The sequence below is a fragment of the Pseudomonas sp. B14(2022) genome, assembly GCF_012030485.1.
GTDB lineage: Bacteria > Pseudomonadota > Gammaproteobacteria > Pseudomonadales > Pseudomonadaceae > Aquipseudomonas.
In genome coordinates, this window is record NZ_JAAUVM010000012.1 from 56,966 (window position 1) to 74,605 (window position 17,640).

Below are 17,640 nucleotides of genomic sequence, written 5' to 3' on the forward strand. Positions count from 1 at the left end.
GCCGGAAAGCGAACTTGCAGGCTTGACAAGACACACCCTGAAACGTATGTTTCAAACAAGTGTTTGTCAGGCGGAGTATCCATGGCCCAGTCGGAAACCGTTGAACGCATTCTCGATGCTGCTGAGCAATTGTTCGCGGAAAAAGGATTTGCTGAAACTTCATTGCGGCTGATCACCAGCAAAGCCGGGGTCAATCTCGCCGCAGTGAACTACCATTTCGGCTCGAAAAAGGCCCTGATCCAGGCGGTGTTCTCGCGCTTCCTGGGGCCGTTCTGTGCGAGCCTCGACCGTGAACTCGAGCGCCGCCAGGCCAAGGCCGACCACAAGCCCACCCTGGAAGACCTGCTGGAAATGCTCGTGGAGCAAGCGCTGGTGGTTCAACCGCGCAGCGGCAACGATCTGTCGATCTTCATGCGTCTGTTGGGCCTGGCATTCAGCCAGAGCCAGGGCCACTTGCGCCGTTACCTGGAAGACATGTACGGCAAGGTCTTCCGCCGCTATATGTTGCTGGTGAACGAAGCTGCCCCGCGTATTCCGCCTATCGAATTGTTCTGGCGCGTGCACTTCATGCTCGGTGCGGCCGCATTCAGCATGTCCGGGATCAAGGCGTTGCGTGCGATTGCCGAGACCGATTTCGGCGTGAATACCTCCATTGAGCAGGTCATGCGCCTGATGGTGCCGTTCCTTGCCGCCGGAATGCGTGCTGAAACCGGCGTGACCGACTCGGCCATGGCGGCCGCCCAATTGCGCCCACGCAGCAAATCCGCGCCAGCTCCCGCCAAGGTTTGACCGCTCCGGGTGTGCGCGACCGCTTGCATCCGCTAAGCTAGCCGCCCATGCCGAATTCAGCTATTTACTCGCAACCTGTTGTTCTCACTGCGCCTGGTGAGGGCCGCGGGTTGTGTGCGTTATTTAAGGAAGGTTTATGACTGCTGCCCTGCAAGGTTCTTTGATGGTCGACGTGGCTGGCACTTGGCTGACGGCCGAGGATCGTCACCTGTTGCGCCAGCCTGAAGTCGGTGGCCTGATCATTTTTGCACGCAATATCGAGCATCCACGCCAGGTGCGGGAATTGAGCGCGGCGATTCGTGCGGTGCGCCCGGACCTGCTGCTGGCGGTCGACCAGGAAGGCGGTCGTGTCCAGCGCCTGCGCCAGGGCTTTGTGCGCCTGCCGGCCATGCGCGCGTTGGCGGACAACCCCAACGCCGAGTACCTGGCCGAGCAATGCGGCTGGATTATGGCCACTGAAGTACTGGCGGTCGGCCTGGACCTAAGTTTCGCCCCGGTGCTGGACCTGGACTACCAGCGCAGCGCCGTGGTCGGCACCCGTTCCTTCGAAGGCGATCCCGAGCGCGCCGCCGTGCTGGCCGGTGCCTTTATCCGTGGCATGAACAGCGCCGGCATGGCCGCCACCGGTAAACACTTCCCAGGCCATGGCTGGGCCGAGGCCGATTCCCACGTCGCGATTCCCAATGACGAACGCAGCCTGGAACAGATTCGGGCCAATGACCTGGTGCCTTTCGCACGCCTGAGCAAGCAGTTGGCGGCAGTGATGCCTGCGCATGTTATCTACCCGCAGGTGGATGCGCAGCCCGCCGGCTTCTCACGCCGCTGGTTGCAGGACATCCTGCGCGGCGAGTTGCAGTTCGATGGGGTGATTTTCAGCGATGACCTGTCGATGGCCGGTGCCCATGTGGTCGGCGACGCGGCCAGTCGGATCGAGGCGGCGCTGACTGCCGGTTGCGACATGGGGCTGGTGTGCAACGACCGTGCGGCGGCTGAACTGGCACTCATTGCGGCCCAGCGGACGAAGGTTACGCCGTCGGCAAGAATTGCACGTATGCGCGGCCAGGCGATTGCTTCGACGGACTACAAGCAAGATCCACGTTGGTTGACGGCCCTGGCTGCTCTGAGAGCCGCTCAACTCATCGACTGATGCTACGGATTTACGCGGTGTTGGATAAGACGGTATCTATGGGGCGCGTCAGGTATGTTTTTCAGCGCTTTTCCTGCTTATTAGGCAGCGGCGCAAACAACGCCTCGATATCGTCGTTGCCCAGTTGCCAATCCCCCGTCGTACGTCCATCCAGCACGCCCGCCGCCAGGTCGGATTTTTCCTTCTGCAGGTGCTGGATTTTCTCCTCCACCGTGCCCCGCGCGATCATCTTGTACACGAACACCGGCTTCTCCTGGCCGATGCGGTACGCACGGTCGGTGGCCTGGTTTTCGGTGGCCGGGTTCCACCAAGGGTCGTAGTGAATCACGGTGTCAGCTTCGGTCAGGTTCAGGCCCACACCGCCTGCCTTCAGGCTGATCAGAAAAATCTGCAACTTGCCGCTCTGGAAATCCTTCACGGGGGTGCGCCGATCGCGGGTCTGGCCCGTCAGCAGGGCGTAGGCGACACCGCGTTTTTTAAGCTCGGCTTCGATCAGGCTCAACATCGAGGTGAACTGGGAAAACAGCAGGATCCGACGACCTTCCTCAAACAGCTCTTCGAGCATTTCCATCAGGCTGTCGAGCTTGCCCGAGGTGCTGCCACGGGCGGGCAGGGTGGCGTCGTTGACCAGGCGCAGGTCGCAGCACACTTGGCGTAGCTTGAGCAGCGCTTCAAGAATGATGATCTGGCTGCGCGCTACGCCTTTGAGGGTGATTTCGTCACGGACCTTCTTATCCATGGCCAGGCGCATGGTCTCGTACACATCGCGCTGGGCTTCATTGAGGTCGACCCAGTGAATGATCTCGGTCTTGGGCGGCAATTCCGTGGCCACCTGTTCCTTGGTACGGCGCAGCAGGAAGGGTTTGATCCGACCATTGAGGTGCTGCAGTCGTACCTCGCTGGCGCGTTTTTCGATGGGAACGCGGTAGTCGCGGTTAAAGCTTTTGACGTCACCCAGCCAGCCCGGCAGCAGGAAGTGGAACAGCGACCATAACTCGCCCAGGTGGTTTTCCAGCGGTGTGCCGCTCAGGCACAGGCGCTGCCGGGCATTCAGCTCGCGCGCGGCTTGGGCAGCCTTGCTGGAAGGGTTCTTGATGTACTGGGCTTCATCGAGGATCAGCACATGCAAGGGTAGGGCGGCCAGTTGTTCGATGTCCTTGGGCAGCAGCGCGTAGGTGGTCAACAGCAGGTCGTAGTCTTGCAGGCTGGCGAAGTGTTTTTTGCGCGTGGCACCGTACAGCGCCAGGACCTTGAGTTGCGGGGTGAAGTGCGCCGCTTCGTCGAGCCAGTTGGGGATCAGGCTGGTGGGCATCACCACCATGCACGGCCGGTCCAGGCGCCCGGCGATCTTTTCACTGAGGATATGCGCCAAGGTCTGTAGGGTTTTGCCCAGGCCCATGTCATCCGCAAGAATGCCGCCCACCTCCAGCTGGCGCAGCGACTGCATCCAACTCAAGCCTTCCAACTGATAAGGCCGCAACGTCGCGTTCAGGCCTTCGGGTGCCACGCAGGTGAAGTCCTTGATATCCCGCAGGCGCTGGGCAAAGTTGCGGATCTTCTCGCCGCCCTCCCATTGCAGGGGCAGGTCTTCCAGCGGGTTGAGGCGAATCGCATCGGCCTTGGCCAGGCGCAGCGCGGTGGTGCCGGGTTCCTGCAGGTAAAACTCACCGAGGGTCGCCAGCACCGGTTTTAATCGGCCATAGGGCAAGGCTACTTGCAGCGGGCCGTGACCGCCATTGGGCAGCCCGGGGATATTCACCAGGATCAGTTCGTCGTCGCGGCGCCGGGCAACTTTCTCCGGGTTGAGGATCTCGGTGTGGGAGCGCATCAGGTTGAGCAGGATCGGCAGCAGGCTCAGGCGCTCACCGTTGACGATAATCCCCAGCTCCAGGTCGAACCAGTCGCGCTCCGGGCCTTCATCGACGGTGGCGTACCAGTCGTCGACGGCGCTCAGGTCAAAACCGAAGTCTTCATCGATCTGCAGCTCCCAACCTTCTGCTCGCAGGGTCGGCGATGCATTGAGGGTGAAGTTCAGCCAGGCGCTGTCATTGACCATCTCGAACAGTTCGCCGGCGCTTTCCGGCAATGCCTTGCTCTGGCGCGTGGCGATCTTGAAACCGAGCACGCGCAGTTGCTCGCGATAGGGTTGCTCCAGCTCAGGGTGGCGCTTGATGCGCAGGCTCTGGGTTTCCTGGCGCACGATGATGTCGGCGTTCTTTTGCCCGCTGACATAGTTGCCCAAATAGTTGAACGACAGCGCCGCACGGTGCTGGATATAGCGCTGCATCTTGCCGTTGCGCGGTTCAAACGCGCTGAACTCGACGCTGGCCAGCCACAGGCGCGGCACGGGCACGACGTCTTCCATCACCACCTGCGGCAACACTACGCGGTTATCCAGCACGGCCTGGAGCTTTTCCAGCAACTCGGCATCCTTGGCGGCTGCCGGGTAGGCCAGGGTTTCCTGGACCTTGAGCAGCACCGCCGCGATGTGTTTGCAGTTGGTGTGCACCGGGCAGGTACAGCGGCTGTCCACCAGGATCAGCGCGCCCTTGGCCGATTCGCGCAATGAGATGGTCTGCCGGTAAACGTTGCCCCCCGAGCCTTCGCAACTGGCGATGATGGTGCTGTCGCCGGACTCGACGATGCGCACACGGTTTTCCAGGGCGTAGCGTCGCCCGCGCTCCAGGCTTTGCTCTTTGAAGCGATTGGCCCACGAAGGGGCCAGGGGTTTGGTCAGCGACGACGTCAGGGGCATGGCGCTGGATCAGTCCTGAATGTCGGGCGGGGGGGCGCTGGGTGGCTTGGCGGTCAGCGACGTGATCTTGATCAACAGTGCCAGGTGGCCGCCGTCCAGGTAGTTGAGCTGGTTGTTCTTGGTGCGCACGTCTTTCTGGCTCAGGTGTTCGCTGGCCACCACGCTGCCGTTGCTGTCGAACGTGTTGAGCCAGAAGTCCGCATCGATATCCGTGAAACGCCCCAGTTGCAGGCTCAACACCCCCTCGATGGGGAACTGGCCGAACTGCTCCTGGCCGTCGGTGATCGCGATTTTGACCGGCTGCTCGCCAAGGTTCTGTTCCCAGGCCTTGTGCGCCAGCACGGTGAAGCTGTTATCGGCGTTGAGTTTGTCGACGATATTGTTCAAGCGCGGCGGGCTCAGTCTGTCGCCCAACCGCTGCGCGCCTTCATCCCAGTTTTCCGGCGCAGCGCGGCTGTTGAGCGCCGGCTCCGCGTTCTGGCGTATCAGGATCATTTCCACCTGGTACGGACTGTCGGCAAATGCCGAAGGCGCGAATACCACCAATAACAGGCTCAGAATGCGGAACAGGCGCATTGGGGCGTCCTTCAAACAGATTTCGGGATGAGGCGCTCGAACAGCGCCTCCAATGTATTAAAGCGTTCTTCGGCACGTTCCATCGGCACCATGAACTTGAACAGCGTAGCCCCTTCGAACTTGTAGCGGTTGGGCTGGCCCTGGATCAACTTGATCAGCACCAGTGGGTCCACCGGTGTCTGCGCTTCGAACTCGATACGCCCGCCCTGGGGCCCGGCGTCGACTTTCTTGATCCCAAGCTGCTCGGCCTGCAATTTGAGCAGGGTCAGGCGCACCAGGTTCTTGGTCGGTTCGGGCAGCAGGCCGAAGCGGTCGATCATCTCCACCTGCAGGTCCTTGAGGCCTTCTTCGTCGGTGGCCGAGGCGATGCGCTTGTACAGGATCAGCCGTGCATGCACATCCGGCAGGTAGTCTTCGGGGATCAACGCCGGCAAGCGCAGGTTGATTTCCGGGCCGCCGCCCAGGGGTTGATCGAGGTTCGGCTGCTCGCCCTTGCGGATGGCTTTCACCGCGCGTTCAAGCATCTCCATATACAAGGTGAAGCCGACTGCCTGGATCTGCCCGCTCTGGCCATCGCCCAGCAGTTCGCCTGCGCCGCGGATTTCCAGGTCATTGGTGGCCAGGACAAAACCGGCGCCCAGGTCCTGGGTGTTGGCGATCGCTTCCAGGCGCTTTTCGGCGTCCCCGGTGATCTGTTGGCGGGGCGGCGTCAGCAGGTAGGCATACGCCTGGTGGTGACTGCGCCCAACCCGGCCGCGCAGCTGGTGCAGTTGGGCCAGGCCGAACTTGTCCGCCCGTTCGATGATGATGGTGTTGGCACTCGGCACGTCGATGCCGGTCTCGATGATGGTCGAGGCGATCAGCACGTTGAAGCGCTTGTGGTAGAAGTCGCTCATCACCTGTTCGAGATCGCGTTCGCGCATCTGCCCATGGCCGATGGCGATGCGTGCTTCCGGCACCAGTTCGGCAAGGTCGGCGGCGCATTTCTCGATGGTTTTTACGTCGTTGTGCAGGTAGTACACCTGGCCGCCGCGCAGCAGTTCCCGCAGCAGCGCTTCCTTGACCGTGCTTTTGTTCTGCTCCATGACGAAAGTGCGCACCGACAGGCGCCGTGCCGGTGGCGTGGCGATGATCGACAGGTCGCGCATGCCCGACACGGCCATGTTCAGCGTGCGCGGAATCGGCGTGGCGGTGAGGGTGAGGATGTCGACTTCACTGCGCAGGGCCTTGAGCTGTTCTTTTTGACGCACGCCGAAGCGGTGTTCTTCGTCGATGATCACCAGGCCCAGGTTCTTGATCTTTACATCGTCCGACAGCAGCTTGTGCGTACCGATCACGATGTCGATCTTGCCTTCGGCAAGGTCGGCGACGGCGGCATTCACTTCCTTGGCGGACTTGAAGCGGCTCATCACTTCCACGGTCACCGGCCAGTCGGCAAAGCGGTCGCGGAAGCTGTTGTAGTGTTGCTGGGCGAGCAGGGTGGTCGGCACCAGGATCGCCACTTGCTTGCCGCCGTGTACCGCAATGAAGGCGGCGCGCATGGCCACTTCGGTCTTGCCGAAGCCCACGTCGCCGCAGACCAGGCGGTCCATCGGCTTGGGCGCGAGCATGTCGGCGCGCACCGCTTCGATGGTGGTTTGCTGGTCCGGGGTTTCTTCGAAGGCGAAGCCGGCGCTGAAGGTGGCATAGTCGGCTTTTGGGTCGGCGAAAGCATACCCTTCGCGCGCCGCACGACGGGCATAGATGTCGAGCAGTTCGGCGGCGACATCGCGCACCTGTTCGGCGGCCTTGCGCTTGGCTTTCTGCCAGGTCTCGGAGCCCAGGCGGTGCAACGGCGCCAGGGCGTCGTCGCTGCCGGTGTAGCGGGCGATCAAGTGCAGGTTCGCCACTGGCACGTAGAGCTTGGCGCCCTCGGCGTATTCCATGGTGAGGAATTCGGCGGCCTGGTTGTCGATCTCCAGGGTCTGCAGGCCGAGGTAGCGGCCGACGCCGTGGTCGATATGCACCACCGGCGCGCCTTCGCGCAGTTCCGTGAGGTTTTTGATCACCGCGTCGTTGTTGGCGTCGGCGCGTTTTTCACGGCGACGACGTTGCATCACGCGCTGGCCGAACAGTGGGCTCTCGGCGATCAGCGCCAAGGCCGGGTCATCCAGCAGCAGGCCCTCGTCCAATGGCGCGATGGTGATCGCCAGGCGCTCTTTGCTGGCGACAAAATCCGGCCAGCTGTCGACGGTTTTCGGCCGCAGCTTCAGGCGTTCCAGCAGTTCCAGCAGCACTTCACGGCGCCCGGCGGACTCGGCGGTGAACAGCACGCGGCCGGGGAAGTCGCCGAGGAAGTTCGAGAGTGCTTCCAGTGGTTGCGTGGCTTTGGCCTGGATTGCCAGGTCCGGCAGCGTCGCCGCAGGGAAACGTTCGCGGCCGCTGCCGGCGTCCACATCCTGCTGGCTGGCGACCACGCGCGGCCAGTTTTTCAGGCGGGCGAAGCAGTCTTCCACCGGCAGGAACAGCTCGGCGGGCGGCAATAGAGGACGGGAGGGATCGACGCGGCGCTCTTCATAGCGGTTGCGCACGTCGTTCCAGAAGTTTTCTGCGGCTTGCTCGATGCCCGGCAGCGAGAACACTTGTGTGTCCTGGGGCAGGTAGTCGAACAGGGTCGAGGTTTCGTCGAAGAACAGCGGCAGGTAGTACTCGATGCCCGCCGGGGTAATCCCGCTGCTCAAGTCCTGGAAGATCGGGCAGCGGCGGAAGTCCACATCGAAGCGTTCCCGGAAGCGTGCCTTGAAGCGCGTGACTGCGTCCTTTTGCAGCGGGAATTCCCGTGCCGGCAGCAGCTTGATCGACTCGACCTTGTCGATGGACCGCTGGTTTTCCGGATCGAAGGTGCGCAGGGTCTCGATTTCGTCATCGAACAGGTCGATGCGGTACGGCAACTTGCTGCCCATCGGGAACAGGTCGATCAGCGCGCCGCGCACGGCGAATTCACCGTGCTCATACACCGTGTCGACGCAACGGTAGCCGCTGGCTTCCAGGCGCGTGCGCATCTGTTCCACGTCGAGCTTCTGGCCGATATCCAGCACCAGGCTGCTGCCCAGCAGGAACTTGGTCGGCGCCAGGCGGTGCAGGGCGGTGGTGATCGGCACCACCAACACGCCGTGGGCCAGTTCCGGCAGGCGGTACAGGCTGGCGATACGCTGGGAGATGATGTCCTGGTGCGGCGAGAACAGGTCGTAGGGCAGGGTTTCCCAGTCGGGAAAATGCAGCACCGGCAAATCGGGGGCGAAGAAGCTCAGCTCCTGCTCCAGCCGTTCGGCGCTTTGGCTGTCGGCGGTGAGCAGCAGGGTAAAGCGCTTGGCTGCGCTGGCAGCCTCGGCAATGGCCAGGCTCAGGGCTGCACCGGGCAGATTGCCCCAGTGCTGTTTACCTGCCGCGGCAGGGAGAAGCGGTAGACGCAGAACGGGCACGGAAGGTTGAGCTCCAAGCGTTGCGACAAAGTCGGTAATTGTAACGGCCCGAGGTGCCGCCTGTCAGTTGCTGACTGAGCCTATTACGGTTTGTAGGAAATGTAGTGGCTAAGACAAACAAAGCGGCCTTTTGACTCATTATGTAGTGCCGTTTTGCACGGATGTTTCGGAGAGTTACGGACAAGTTGGCGGCGCTGCGCCATTGGTGGCCTTCTGAAACCCGCGTGTTTCCTGGCCTCTAGCGGGGTGGTATTTTTTTGCAAGGGCTTTTTGTTGGGGTTGGCGCATTGCTCAACGGGCGGTCGGACGACATAATGTAGCCCCTTTTTTCAGCCCCTACATGTGGAAGGTTCCCGTGACTCAGAAGCCCGACCAGTGTCTTGGTGAATGGATCGACCGTGAAGCACTCGCAGAAGCGATGATCCCGCTTATCGGTCAGCTGTACCGCAATAACAATGTGGTGAGCTCGATCTATGGCCGCAGCCTGATCAACCAATCAGTCATCGCGATTCTCAAGGCGCATCGCTTTGCTCGCCATCGTTCTGCCGACGACAGCGAACTCTCCGTCCACGAAACATTCCCCCTGCTCAAGGCCATGAGCGAGCTCAAGCTCGGCGCGGCTTCGGTAGACCTGGGCAAGCTGGCCTACAAATTCCGCAAGGAAGGCGCCGGCCGTACCGCCGAGCAGTTCGTGCGTGAAGAAATGGCCGATGTGGTTGGCCAGCAAAACGCCGCTGCCCGCAAAGGCACCGACGTTGTCCTGTACGGCTTCGGTCGTATCGGCCGCCTGCTGGCGCGCATCCTGATCGAAAAAACCGGTGGCGGCGACGGCCTGCGCCTGCGTGCCATCGTGGTGCGCAAAGGCGCCGAGAACGACCTGACCAAACGCGCCAGCCTGCTGCGCCGTGATTCGGTACACGGTTCGTTCAACGGCACCATCACCATCGACGAAGAAAACAACACCATCACCGCCAACGGTAACCTGATCCAGGTGATCTACGCGAAGAACCCGACCGAGGTGGATTACACCCAGTACGGCATCAAGGACGCCCTGCTGGTGGACAACACCGGTGTATGGCGTGATGCCGAAGGCCTGGGCCAGCACCTGACGTGCCCGGGTATCGATCGTGTCGTGCTGACCGCGCCTGGCAAAGGCAAGCTCAAGAACATCGTGCACGGTATCAACCACGGCGAAATTACCGCTGACGACAAGATCGTGTCCGCCGCTTCCTGCACCACCAACGCCATCGTGCCGGTGCTCAAGGCTGTGAATGACAAGTTCGGCATCGTTAACGGCCACGTTGAAACCGTTCACTCGTACACCAACGACCAGAACCTGATCGACAACTTCCACAAGGGTGATCGCCGTGGCCGCAGCGCCGCGCTGAACATGGTCATCACCGAGACCGGTGCTGCCACCGCCGCTGCCAAGGCCCTGCCTGAGCTGGCCGGCAAGCTGACCGGTAACGCGATCCGTGTGCCGACGCCTAACGTGTCGATGGCCATTCTCAACCTGAACCTTGAGAAAGCCGCTACCCGTGAAGAGATGAACGAGTACCTGCGCTACATGGCGCTGCACTCCGATCTGCATAAGCAAATCGACTTCGTCAACTCGCAGGAAGTAGTGTCCACCGACTTCGTTGGCTCGCGCCACGCCGGTGTGGTGGACGCGGAAGCGACCATTACCCAGGACAACCGCGTTGTACTGTACGTCTGGTACGACAACGAGTTCGGCTACAGCTGCCAGGTGGTTCGCGTGATGGAAGACATGGCTGGGGTTAACCCACCGGCGTTTCCGCGCTAAGCATCTGCGTTGAATGAGAAAGCCCCGACTGGTTCGGGGCTTTTTTATGGCAGCAGGTTTTATGTTGTCGATCAGGGCCTCATCGGGAGCAAGCTCCTTCCCACATTTGAATGTATTCACACGTCGAAAGGTGGGAGGGGCCTGCCCCCGATAGCGGTCGTTCAGTGGATGCATGCCTCACTGGTGGGCCATTTTCATTTCAGCAGTTTGCCGCGCAACTCATCAGACAAACCCTTGGGCGCCAGCCAGATGCCCAGGTAGGCCCTTGCCAGCGCGTCATTGCTGCTGCTGAACACCACCTGCCCATTGATCTCCAAATTCAGGCCACGACCTGGCCGAAAATCCAGGGCATAACGATCCCCGTTACGGATATTGCGAAAGCGCGCATGCAGCTGATCCAGCTCGGGCTTCAATCGAGCACTGGTTTGCTGGCGCTCCAACGTCGCCGTGGCAGCCTTGATCACATCCTTGCGGTCGATGTTGCGAAAGTAATACAGCACCAGGCGCAGATCCTTTTGTTGTGCCCAGGCCTGTCTGGCGCTTACATCCGCAGAGGCATACAGTCCGGCGGCGTAAACATCCGCCCAGAGATAGTTGAACACCGCCTGGTTTTTCAGCGTCAGTCCCTCAACCTGCGCCGGGAAGCCCGCTTGCTTGAGTCGCTCCGCTTCATTGGCGTGCGCTGTGATCGACACCATCAGCATCAAACAAAAAAATAGTTGTCGCATAATGGCTCATCCTGAAATCGGCGCTGATTTGCGTCATGTAGTATGGCAAAACTGGCCTACGACGCGACCAAGGGTTAATGTGCGCGGCGTTGAGCCTTATATAGACTGTGCCCCGGCTCACACACTTGAGCCAAATTGTCCTTCATGACCGCTGGCCGCGGCATGATTTAGCCAGGCGCCCAACCGTGCGCCTGGCCTGTTCTGAGGAGTACGCATGGCTGTCTACAACTACGACGTGGTGGTACTGGGTTCCGGCCCGGCTGGAGAAGGTGCGGCGATGAACGCCGCGAAGGCAGGGCGCAAGGTGGCGATGGTCGATAGCCGTCGCCAGGTCGGCGGTAACTGCACCCACCTGGGTACCATCCCGTCCAAGGCTTTGCGTCACTCGGTGCGCCAGATCATGCAGTTCAACACCAACCCGATGTTCCGGGCGATTGGTGAGCCGCGCTGGTTCTCGTTCCCGGACGTGCTGAAAAGCGCCGAGAAGGTCATCTCCAAGCAAGTCGCTTCGCGTACCGGGTACTACGCCCGTAACCGTGTCGACCTGTTCTTCGGCACCGGCAGCTTCGCCGACGAGCAAACCGTCGAAGTGGTGTGTGCCAACGGCGTGGTCGAGACGCTGGTGGCCAAGCACATCATCATCGCCACCGGTTCGCGCCCATATCGCCCGGCGGATATCGATTTCCACCACCCGCGCATCTACGATAGCGACACCATCCTCAGCCTGGGCCATACCCCGCGCAAACTGATCATCTACGGCGCCGGTGTGATCGGCTGTGAATACGCCTCGATCTTCAGCGGCCTGGGTGTACTGGTGGAACTGGTGGACAACCGCGACCAGTTGCTGAGCTTCCTCGACTCGGAAATTTCCCAGGCGTTGAGTTACCACTTCAGCAACAACAACATCACCGTGCGTCACAACGAAGAGTACGAGCGGGTTGAAGGCCTGGACAACGGCGTGATCCTGCACCTCAAGTCCGGCAAGAAGATCAAGGCCGACGCCTTGTTGTGGTGCAACGGCCGTACCGGCAACACCGACAAGCTGGGCATGGAAAACATCGGGGTCAAGGTCAACAACCGTGGCCAGATCGAAGTCGACGAGAACTACCGCACCTGCGTGACCAACATCTACGGTGCCGGTGACGTGATCGGCTGGCCAAGCCTGGCCAGTGCGGCGCATGACCAGGGCCGTTCGGCGGCCGGCAGCATCGTCGACAACGGCAGCTGGCGTTATGTGAACGACGTGCCCACCGGGATCTACACGATTCCCGAGATCAGCTCGATCGGCAAGAACGAGCACGAACTGACCAAGGCCAAGGTGCCTTACGAAGTGGGCAAGGCGTTCTTCAAGAGCATGGCGCGTGCGCAGATCGCCGGTGAGCCGCAAGGCATGCTGAAGATCCTGTTCCACCGCGAAACCCTGGAAGTCCTCGGCGTGCATTGCTTCGGCTACCAGGCCTCTGAGATCGTGCACATCGGCCAGGCGATCATGAACCAGCCGGGTGAGCAAAATACCCTCAAGTATTTTGTGAACACCACGTTCAACTACCCGACCATGGCCGAAGCCTATCGGGTAGCGGCCTACGACGGCCTCAACCGGCTTTTTTGAGCGGCTCCGGCCGGTGGCCTGAGCCGGCCGGGGAGACCGATTTCAGTAATTCTCGAGGGTGGCAGTGGCCAAACCGGGAAAGTCTGTAATCAGGCTATCTACGCCGAAGTCGGCGAGCCTGCGCATCAGCGCAGGTTCGTTGACCGTCCACACGGACACGTGCAGGCCCTGGCGCTGGGCTTTTTCCAGACGTTCGGGGGTGCACAACGTCCAGTTCAACGCCAGAATCTCACAACCATAGTTCTGCGCGACCTTCAACGGGTCGAGCCAGGCATATTCGGCGACCAGTCCGCGTGACAGGTCGGGGGTGAGTTCAACCGCTGCTTTCAACACTTCCCGCGAGCTTGAGGTCACGGTGACCTTGTCCATCAGGCCGAAACGCACGGCCATCTCACGGATGGCCAGCACGGTGGTCGCGGCGCGGGTGCGCGAGGCGCTTTTGACTTCCAGTTGCCAGTGATCGAAGTCGCACTGTTCGAACAATTCTTCCAGGCGTGGAATCGGGCACGGCTTGACCCAGCCCGGGCCGCCCTTGCGCGCGTCCATCTTGACCAGGTCTGCCGCCGAATACTCGACGACTTTGCCGCGTCGGTCGGCGGTGCGCTTGAGGGTCGGGTCGTGGATGACCATCAGCTCGCCGTCCATGGACAGGTGCAAATCCAGTTCGCAACGGCGTACACCGTGCTTGAGACACTCCTGGAAGCTGGTCAGGGTGTTTTCCGGTGCTTCGCCTTTGGCACCGCGGTGGCCGTAGATCAGGGTCACAGTTGCTCCTTTACGCCAGGTTGTCTGGCGGGGTAAATACGAATTCAGGTGTCCTGGGCGTCGCTCTGTTCCCGCGCCAGGCGCCGTTCCTGCGCCTGTTTCTGCAGGATGTAGCGTGCCAGCAGCTGGCGTTGGGCATCGGTCATGGCTGCGAATTCCGTGCCGATGTCAAAGCCTGTGCCCTTGGGATCGCAATGGGTGACCCGCGCGCGCAGCAGCAGGCCGAGCGCCTGGGGCATCAGCACCAGCTTGACCGCCAGGTTCGCACCCACCGTCAGGGGGGAGGGGTGTTGGAAATCGATGCCGCCCTCGGAAATGATCACCGGCTGCGGGGCGCCGACCTCATCCAGCAGGCCGCGGGCCATGATTTGGCTGAGCAAATCCAGGCGTTTGTTCTGCACGCGGAGAAAGGCGACGAGGGTGCGATCCTTCTCGCTGAGCTGGCGCAGCAGGTGCTGGGCTTCAAATTCGCTCAGGTGCAGTTCACTGAGCAGATTGAACAGCGGTGAATCATCCAGCAACACTTCCTTGCTCGCCGCTTCGGGGGCAGACAGGCTTTTGATTTGGAGTGCGATCATGTCGTCGATACGGTAGTATTCGCGGCGCTCTTCTTCATCTAATGTCGACATGGCGAACCCCAGGTAACGGTAATGGTCTGAGTGTAAAGCTGCTTACCAGACCCCGCCACCGGGACGTCTTCTTTTCCTCCGAACAAGCCCCGACATGTTCAGACCTCTCTTCGTATTTATTGGCACGCGTTATACCCGTGCAAAGCGTCGCAATCATTTTGTGTCGTTCATTTCCTTGACCTCGATGATCGGTCTCGCCCTTGGCGTGGTCGTGATGATCGTGGTGCTGTCGGTGATGAACGGCTTCGATCATGAGATGCGCACCCGCGTGCTGGGCATGGTGCCCCACGCGACCATCGAGGGCGATGCACCCATCAGCGACTGGCAAAGCCTGGCCGCCAAGGTCAAGCAGAACCCCAAGGTAGTGGCCGTCGCGCCGTTTACCCAGATGCAGGGGCTGCTGACCAATGACGGCAAGGTGCAGAAAATCCTGCTCAATGCCATCGACCCGGCCCAGGAACGCAACGTCTCGATCATCGATAAGTTCATGTTGCAGGGCAAACTCGACGATCTGGCTCCCGGCAGTTTTGGCATTGTCATCGGTGACAAGGCAGCGGCCAAACTCGGCGTGGGCATCGGCGACAAGCTGACCTTCGTCGCCCCGGAAGTCACCGTGACGCCGGCCGGCATGTTCCCGCGCATGAAGCGCTTTACCGTGGTCGGTACCTTCCACGTCGGCGCCGGCGAGATCGACGGCTACCTCGGCCTGACCAACCTCACCGACCTGGCCCGCCTGCATCGCTGGCAGCCAGACCAGGTGCAGGGCCTGCGCTTGAAGTTCAACGACCTGTTCGATGCCCCGCGCGGCGCCTGGGAAATCGCCCAGCACCTGGGTGAAAGCCAGTACTACGCCCGCGACTGGACCCGCACCCACGGCAACCTGTACCAGGCCATCCGCATGGAAAAAGCCATGATCGGCCTGCTGTTGCTGCTGATCGTCGCCGTTGCCGCCTTCAACATCATCTCCACGCTGGTGATGGTGGTGAATGACAAGAAGGGCGACATTGCCATCCTGCGCACCCTGGGCGCCACGCCCGGGCAGATCATGGCGATCTTCATGGTGCAGGGCACCGTGATTGGCGTGGTCGGCACCTTGATCGGTACCGCGGTAGGCATTTTGGCCGCGCTGAACGTCAGTGCCGCCATCGCCTTGCTTGAAAAGGTGATCGGCCACAAGTTCCTCAACGCCGACGTCTACTTCATCGATTACCTGCCGTCCCAGGTGCAAGCCCAGGACGTGCTGATGGTGGGCGGCGCCGCGTTGGTCCTGAGTTTCCTTGCCACCCTGTATCCAGCCTGGCGCGCGGCACGTACCCAGCCAGCACAGGCCTTACGTTATGAGTGAATCGGGCATGAGTGAAAAAGCAATCCTGAGCTGCCGCAACCTGGGCAAATCCTACGAGGAAGGCCCGGAGTCGGTTGTGGTGCTGTCCAACCTGCAACTGGAACTTCATCCCGGCGAGCGCGTGGCGATCGTCGGCAGTTCCGGTTCCGGCAAAAGTACCTTGCTCAACCTGTTGGGCGGCCTTGATACGCCGTCCCAGGGCAGTGTATGGCTGGCCGGTGAAGAACTGTCGGCCTTGAATGAAAAGGCCCGTGGCCAGTTGCGCAACCGCTCGTTGGGCTTTGTGTACCAGTTCCACCACCTGTTGCCGGAATTCACCGCCCTGGAAAACGTGTGCATGCCGCTGTTGATCGGCAAGACCGCGATCCCGGAAGCGCGTCAGCGTGCCAAGGCGTTGCTCGAGCGCGTCGGCCTCGGCCATCGCCTGGAGCACAAACCGGCCGAACTGTCCGGCGGTGAGCGCCAGCGTGTGGCGATTGCCCGTGCCCTGGTGAACAACCCGGGGCTGGTGATGCTCGACGAGCCCACCGGCAACCTCGACTCTCACACCGCCCAGGGCATCAAGGACTTGATGCTGGAACTGAGCACCCAGATGCGCACCGCGTTCCTGGTGGTGACCCATGACATGAGCATGGCCCGCCAGATGGACCGCGTACTGCATCTGCAGGAAGGTCATCTGGTCGCCATCTGACCTGTTTCAAGCCCGGTGCCTGACGCCGGGTTTTCTATTTTTCCAACGGTGCCCGCGAATGTTCAGACCGTTATCGATTTTCATCGGCACGCGCTATACCCGCGCCAAGCGCCGCAACCGTTTTGTTTCGTTTATCTCGATGACCTCGATGATCGGCCTCGCCCTGGGCGTGCTGGCGATGATCGTGGTGCTGTCGGTGATGAACGGCTTCCAGCGCGAAATGAGCTCGCGCATCCTTGGCATGGTGCCCCACGCCACCATCGTCGGGGTGAACCCGATCGATGATTGGCAGCCGGTGGCCGCTGCGGCGATGAAGAATCCGCAAGTGACTGCCGCCGTACCGTTCACGCAGATGGACGGCATGTTTTCCTACAAGGGCGCGATGCAGCCGATCGAGATCAGCGGCGTCGACCCGGCCCAGGAAGGCAAGGTGTCGATCGTGGCCCAGCATATCGTGCAGGGCAAACTGGAAGACCTGAAGCCTGGCGAGTTCGGCGTGGTGGTCGGCGAAATCACTGCCCGGCGTTTTCGCCTGAATGTGGGTGACAAACTGACCCTGATCGTCCCGGAAATCAGCAGCGCGCCGGGGGGGATCACCCCGCGCATGCAGCGTCTGAACGTAGTGGGTATCTTCAAGGTCGGCGCCGAGCTGGATGGCTCCATGGCCCTGATCCACATGGCTGACGCCGCCGAGATACAGCATTGGCAGCCGAACCAGGTGCAGAGCGTGCGCCTGGCGTTGAAAGACCTGTACGCAGCGCCCAAGGTCTCGGCAGATATCGCCGCCAGCCTGGGCAGCGGCTACAAGCCCGATGACTGGACTCACACCCAGGGCAGCCTGTTCAGCGCGATGAAGATGGAAAAGACTATGATCGGCCTGTTGTTGCTGATGATCGTCGCCGTCGCGGCGTTCAACATCATCGCCACGCTGATCATGGTCGTGAACGACAAGGGCGCGGACATCGCGATCCTGCGTACCATCGGCGCCACGCCACGGCAGATCATGGCGATCTTCATGGTACAGGGCACCGTGATCGGCGTTGTCGGCACCCTGATCGGCGGCTTGCTGGGCGTGATTGCGGCGCTGAACGTGAGTGAACTGGTAGGTTGGCTGGAGCGGGTGAGCGGGCAGCATATCTTCAGTTCGGACGTGTACTTCGTCAGCAACCTGCCTTCCGAGCTGCAAAGTGGCGATGTGGTGCTGATTTGTACGGCCGGGTTCGTGTTGAGCTTCCTGGCGACGATTTACCCGGCGTATCGGGCGGCGAAGATTGAGCCGGCGCATGCCCTTAGGTATTCGTAGTCTTTAAGTCCGCTATCGGGGGCAAGCCCCTCCCACAT

General features: G+C 61.2%; 13 protein-coding genes. 7 read left to right on the plus strand and 6 right to left on the minus strand.

Annotated features, from left to right (window positions below; translation table 11 throughout):
* Positions 1-81: 81 nt before the first annotated feature.
* Positions 82-789: a TetR/AcrR family transcriptional regulator gene (locus tag HCF10_RS18355; RefSeq protein WP_131698942.1), complete on the plus strand. Its 708-nt coding sequence runs from the start codon at positions 82-84 to the stop codon at positions 787-789.
* A gap of 136 nt (positions 790-925) precedes the next feature.
* Positions 926-1,936, plus strand: coding sequence for a beta-N-acetylhexosaminidase (gene nagZ, locus HCF10_RS18360; protein WP_167656113.1), 1,011 nt, complete (start codon positions 926-928; stop codon positions 1,934-1,936).
* A 61-nt stretch (positions 1,937-1,997) separates the two neighbouring features.
* Here nagZ and HCF10_RS18365 read toward each other — a convergent pair whose 3' ends face one another.
* From HCF10_RS18365 to mfd, 3 genes are read right to left on the minus strand one after another with little or no spacing between them, the layout of a single operon-like run.
* Entirely contained in the window at positions 1,998-4,691 is a 2,694-nt protein-coding gene (locus HCF10_RS18365) for a DEAD/DEAH box helicase (RefSeq protein ID WP_167656114.1), read from the minus strand.
* Positions 4,692-4,700: 9 nt separating this feature from the next.
* Positions 4,701-5,267: a CsiV family protein gene (locus tag HCF10_RS18370; protein WP_145334843.1), complete on the minus strand. Its 567-nt coding sequence runs from the start codon at positions 5,265-5,267 to the stop codon at positions 4,701-4,703.
* An 11-nt stretch (positions 5,268-5,278) separates the two neighbouring features.
* Positions 5,279-8,728 (minus strand): transcription-repair coupling factor, encoded by a 3,450-nt coding sequence (gene mfd, locus HCF10_RS18375; RefSeq protein WP_145334841.1) that lies wholly within the window; start codon positions 8,726-8,728, stop codon positions 5,279-5,281.
* 340 nt (positions 8,729-9,068) lie between these two features.
* Between mfd and HCF10_RS18380 the strand changes: the two genes are divergently transcribed.
* Positions 9,069-10,532 carry a glyceraldehyde-3-phosphate dehydrogenase gene (locus HCF10_RS18380; protein ID WP_131698946.1) on the plus strand — a complete coding sequence of 488 codons (1,464 nt, stop codon included), beginning with the start codon at positions 9,069-9,071 and terminating at the stop codon, positions 10,530-10,532.
* A gap of 194 nt (positions 10,533-10,726) precedes the next feature.
* On the opposite strand, the gene HCF10_RS18385 is transcribed toward HCF10_RS18380, so the two are convergent.
* Complete coding sequence (locus HCF10_RS18385) at positions 10,727-11,260, minus strand: chalcone isomerase family protein (RefSeq protein WP_167656115.1); 534 nt, start codon at positions 11,258-11,260, stop codon at positions 10,727-10,729.
* A gap of 214 nt (positions 11,261-11,474) precedes the next feature.
* Here HCF10_RS18385 and sthA point away from each other — a divergent pair, with 214 nt between their 5' ends.
* A complete protein-coding gene (gene sthA, locus HCF10_RS18390; protein WP_090407744.1) occupies positions 11,475-12,869 on the plus strand; it encodes a Si-specific NAD(P)(+) transhydrogenase in 1,395 nt (464 codons plus the stop codon).
* Between the two features lie 42 nt (positions 12,870-12,911).
* On the opposite strand, the gene HCF10_RS18395 is transcribed toward sthA, so the two are convergent.
* Entirely contained in the window at positions 12,912-13,634 is a 723-nt protein-coding gene (locus tag HCF10_RS18395; protein WP_131698948.1) for a glycerophosphodiester phosphodiesterase, read from the minus strand.
* Positions 13,635-13,678: 44 nt separating this feature from the next.
* Positions 13,679-14,263: a PilZ domain-containing protein gene (locus HCF10_RS18400; protein WP_131698949.1), complete on the minus strand. Its 585-nt coding sequence runs from the start codon at positions 14,261-14,263 to the stop codon at positions 13,679-13,681.
* 94 nt (positions 14,264-14,357) lie between these two features.
* Between HCF10_RS18400 and HCF10_RS18405 the strand changes: the two genes are divergently transcribed.
* Genes HCF10_RS18405 through HCF10_RS18415 form a run of 3 tightly spaced genes read left to right on the plus strand, consistent with a single transcriptional unit; the run spans position 14,358 to position 17,602 of the window.
* Positions 14,358-15,608 carry a lipoprotein-releasing ABC transporter permease subunit gene (locus HCF10_RS18405; RefSeq protein WP_027604228.1) on the plus strand — a complete coding sequence of 417 codons (1,251 nt, stop codon included), beginning with the start codon at positions 14,358-14,360 and terminating at the stop codon, positions 15,606-15,608.
* A 7-nt stretch (positions 15,609-15,615) separates the two neighbouring features.
* Positions 15,616-16,299: a lipoprotein-releasing ABC transporter ATP-binding protein LolD gene (lolD, locus tag HCF10_RS18410; protein WP_024074097.1), complete on the plus strand. Its 684-nt coding sequence runs from the start codon at positions 15,616-15,618 to the stop codon at positions 16,297-16,299.
* 58 nt (positions 16,300-16,357) lie between these two features.
* Positions 16,358-17,602, plus strand: a complete 1,245-nt coding sequence (locus HCF10_RS18415) for a lipoprotein-releasing ABC transporter permease subunit (protein ID WP_145334837.1) — start codon at positions 16,358-16,360, stop codon at positions 17,600-17,602.
* Positions 17,603-17,640: the final 38 nt, after the last annotated feature.

Bases quoted from the DNA above. Each gene is read 5' to 3' on its own strand.
- HCF10_RS18385 (WP_167656115.1), bottom strand. From the start codon at position 11,260: ATGCGACAACTATTTTTTTGTTTGATGCTGATGGTGTCGATCACAGCG.
- nagZ (WP_167656113.1), top strand. From the start codon at position 926: ATGACTGCTGCCCTGCAAGGTTCTTTGATGGTCGACGTGGCTGGCACT.
- HCF10_RS18365 (WP_167656114.1), bottom strand. From the start codon at position 4,691: ATGCCCCTGACGTCGTCGCTGACCAAACCCCTGGCCCCTTCGTGGGCC.
- HCF10_RS18380 (WP_131698946.1), top strand. From the start codon at position 9,069: ATGTGGAAGGTTCCCGTGACTCAGAAGCCCGACCAGTGTCTTGGTGAA.
- HCF10_RS18415 (WP_145334837.1), top strand. From the start codon at position 16,358: ATGTTCAGACCGTTATCGATTTTCATCGGCACGCGCTATACCCGCGCC.
- HCF10_RS18405 (WP_027604228.1), top strand. From the start codon at position 14,358: ATGTTCAGACCTCTCTTCGTATTTATTGGCACGCGTTATACCCGTGCA.
- HCF10_RS18400 (WP_131698949.1), bottom strand. From the start codon at position 14,263: ATGTCGACATTAGATGAAGAAGAGCGCCGCGAATACTACCGTATCGAC.
- HCF10_RS18370 (WP_145334843.1), bottom strand. From the start codon at position 5,267: ATGCGCCTGTTCCGCATTCTGAGCCTGTTATTGGTGGTATTCGCGCCT.
- HCF10_RS18355 (WP_131698942.1), top strand. From the start codon at position 82: ATGGCCCAGTCGGAAACCGTTGAACGCATTCTCGATGCTGCTGAGCAA.
- lolD (WP_024074097.1), top strand. From the start codon at position 15,616: ATGAGTGAAAAAGCAATCCTGAGCTGCCGCAACCTGGGCAAATCCTAC.
- sthA (WP_090407744.1), top strand. From the start codon at position 11,475: ATGGCTGTCTACAACTACGACGTGGTGGTACTGGGTTCCGGCCCGGCT.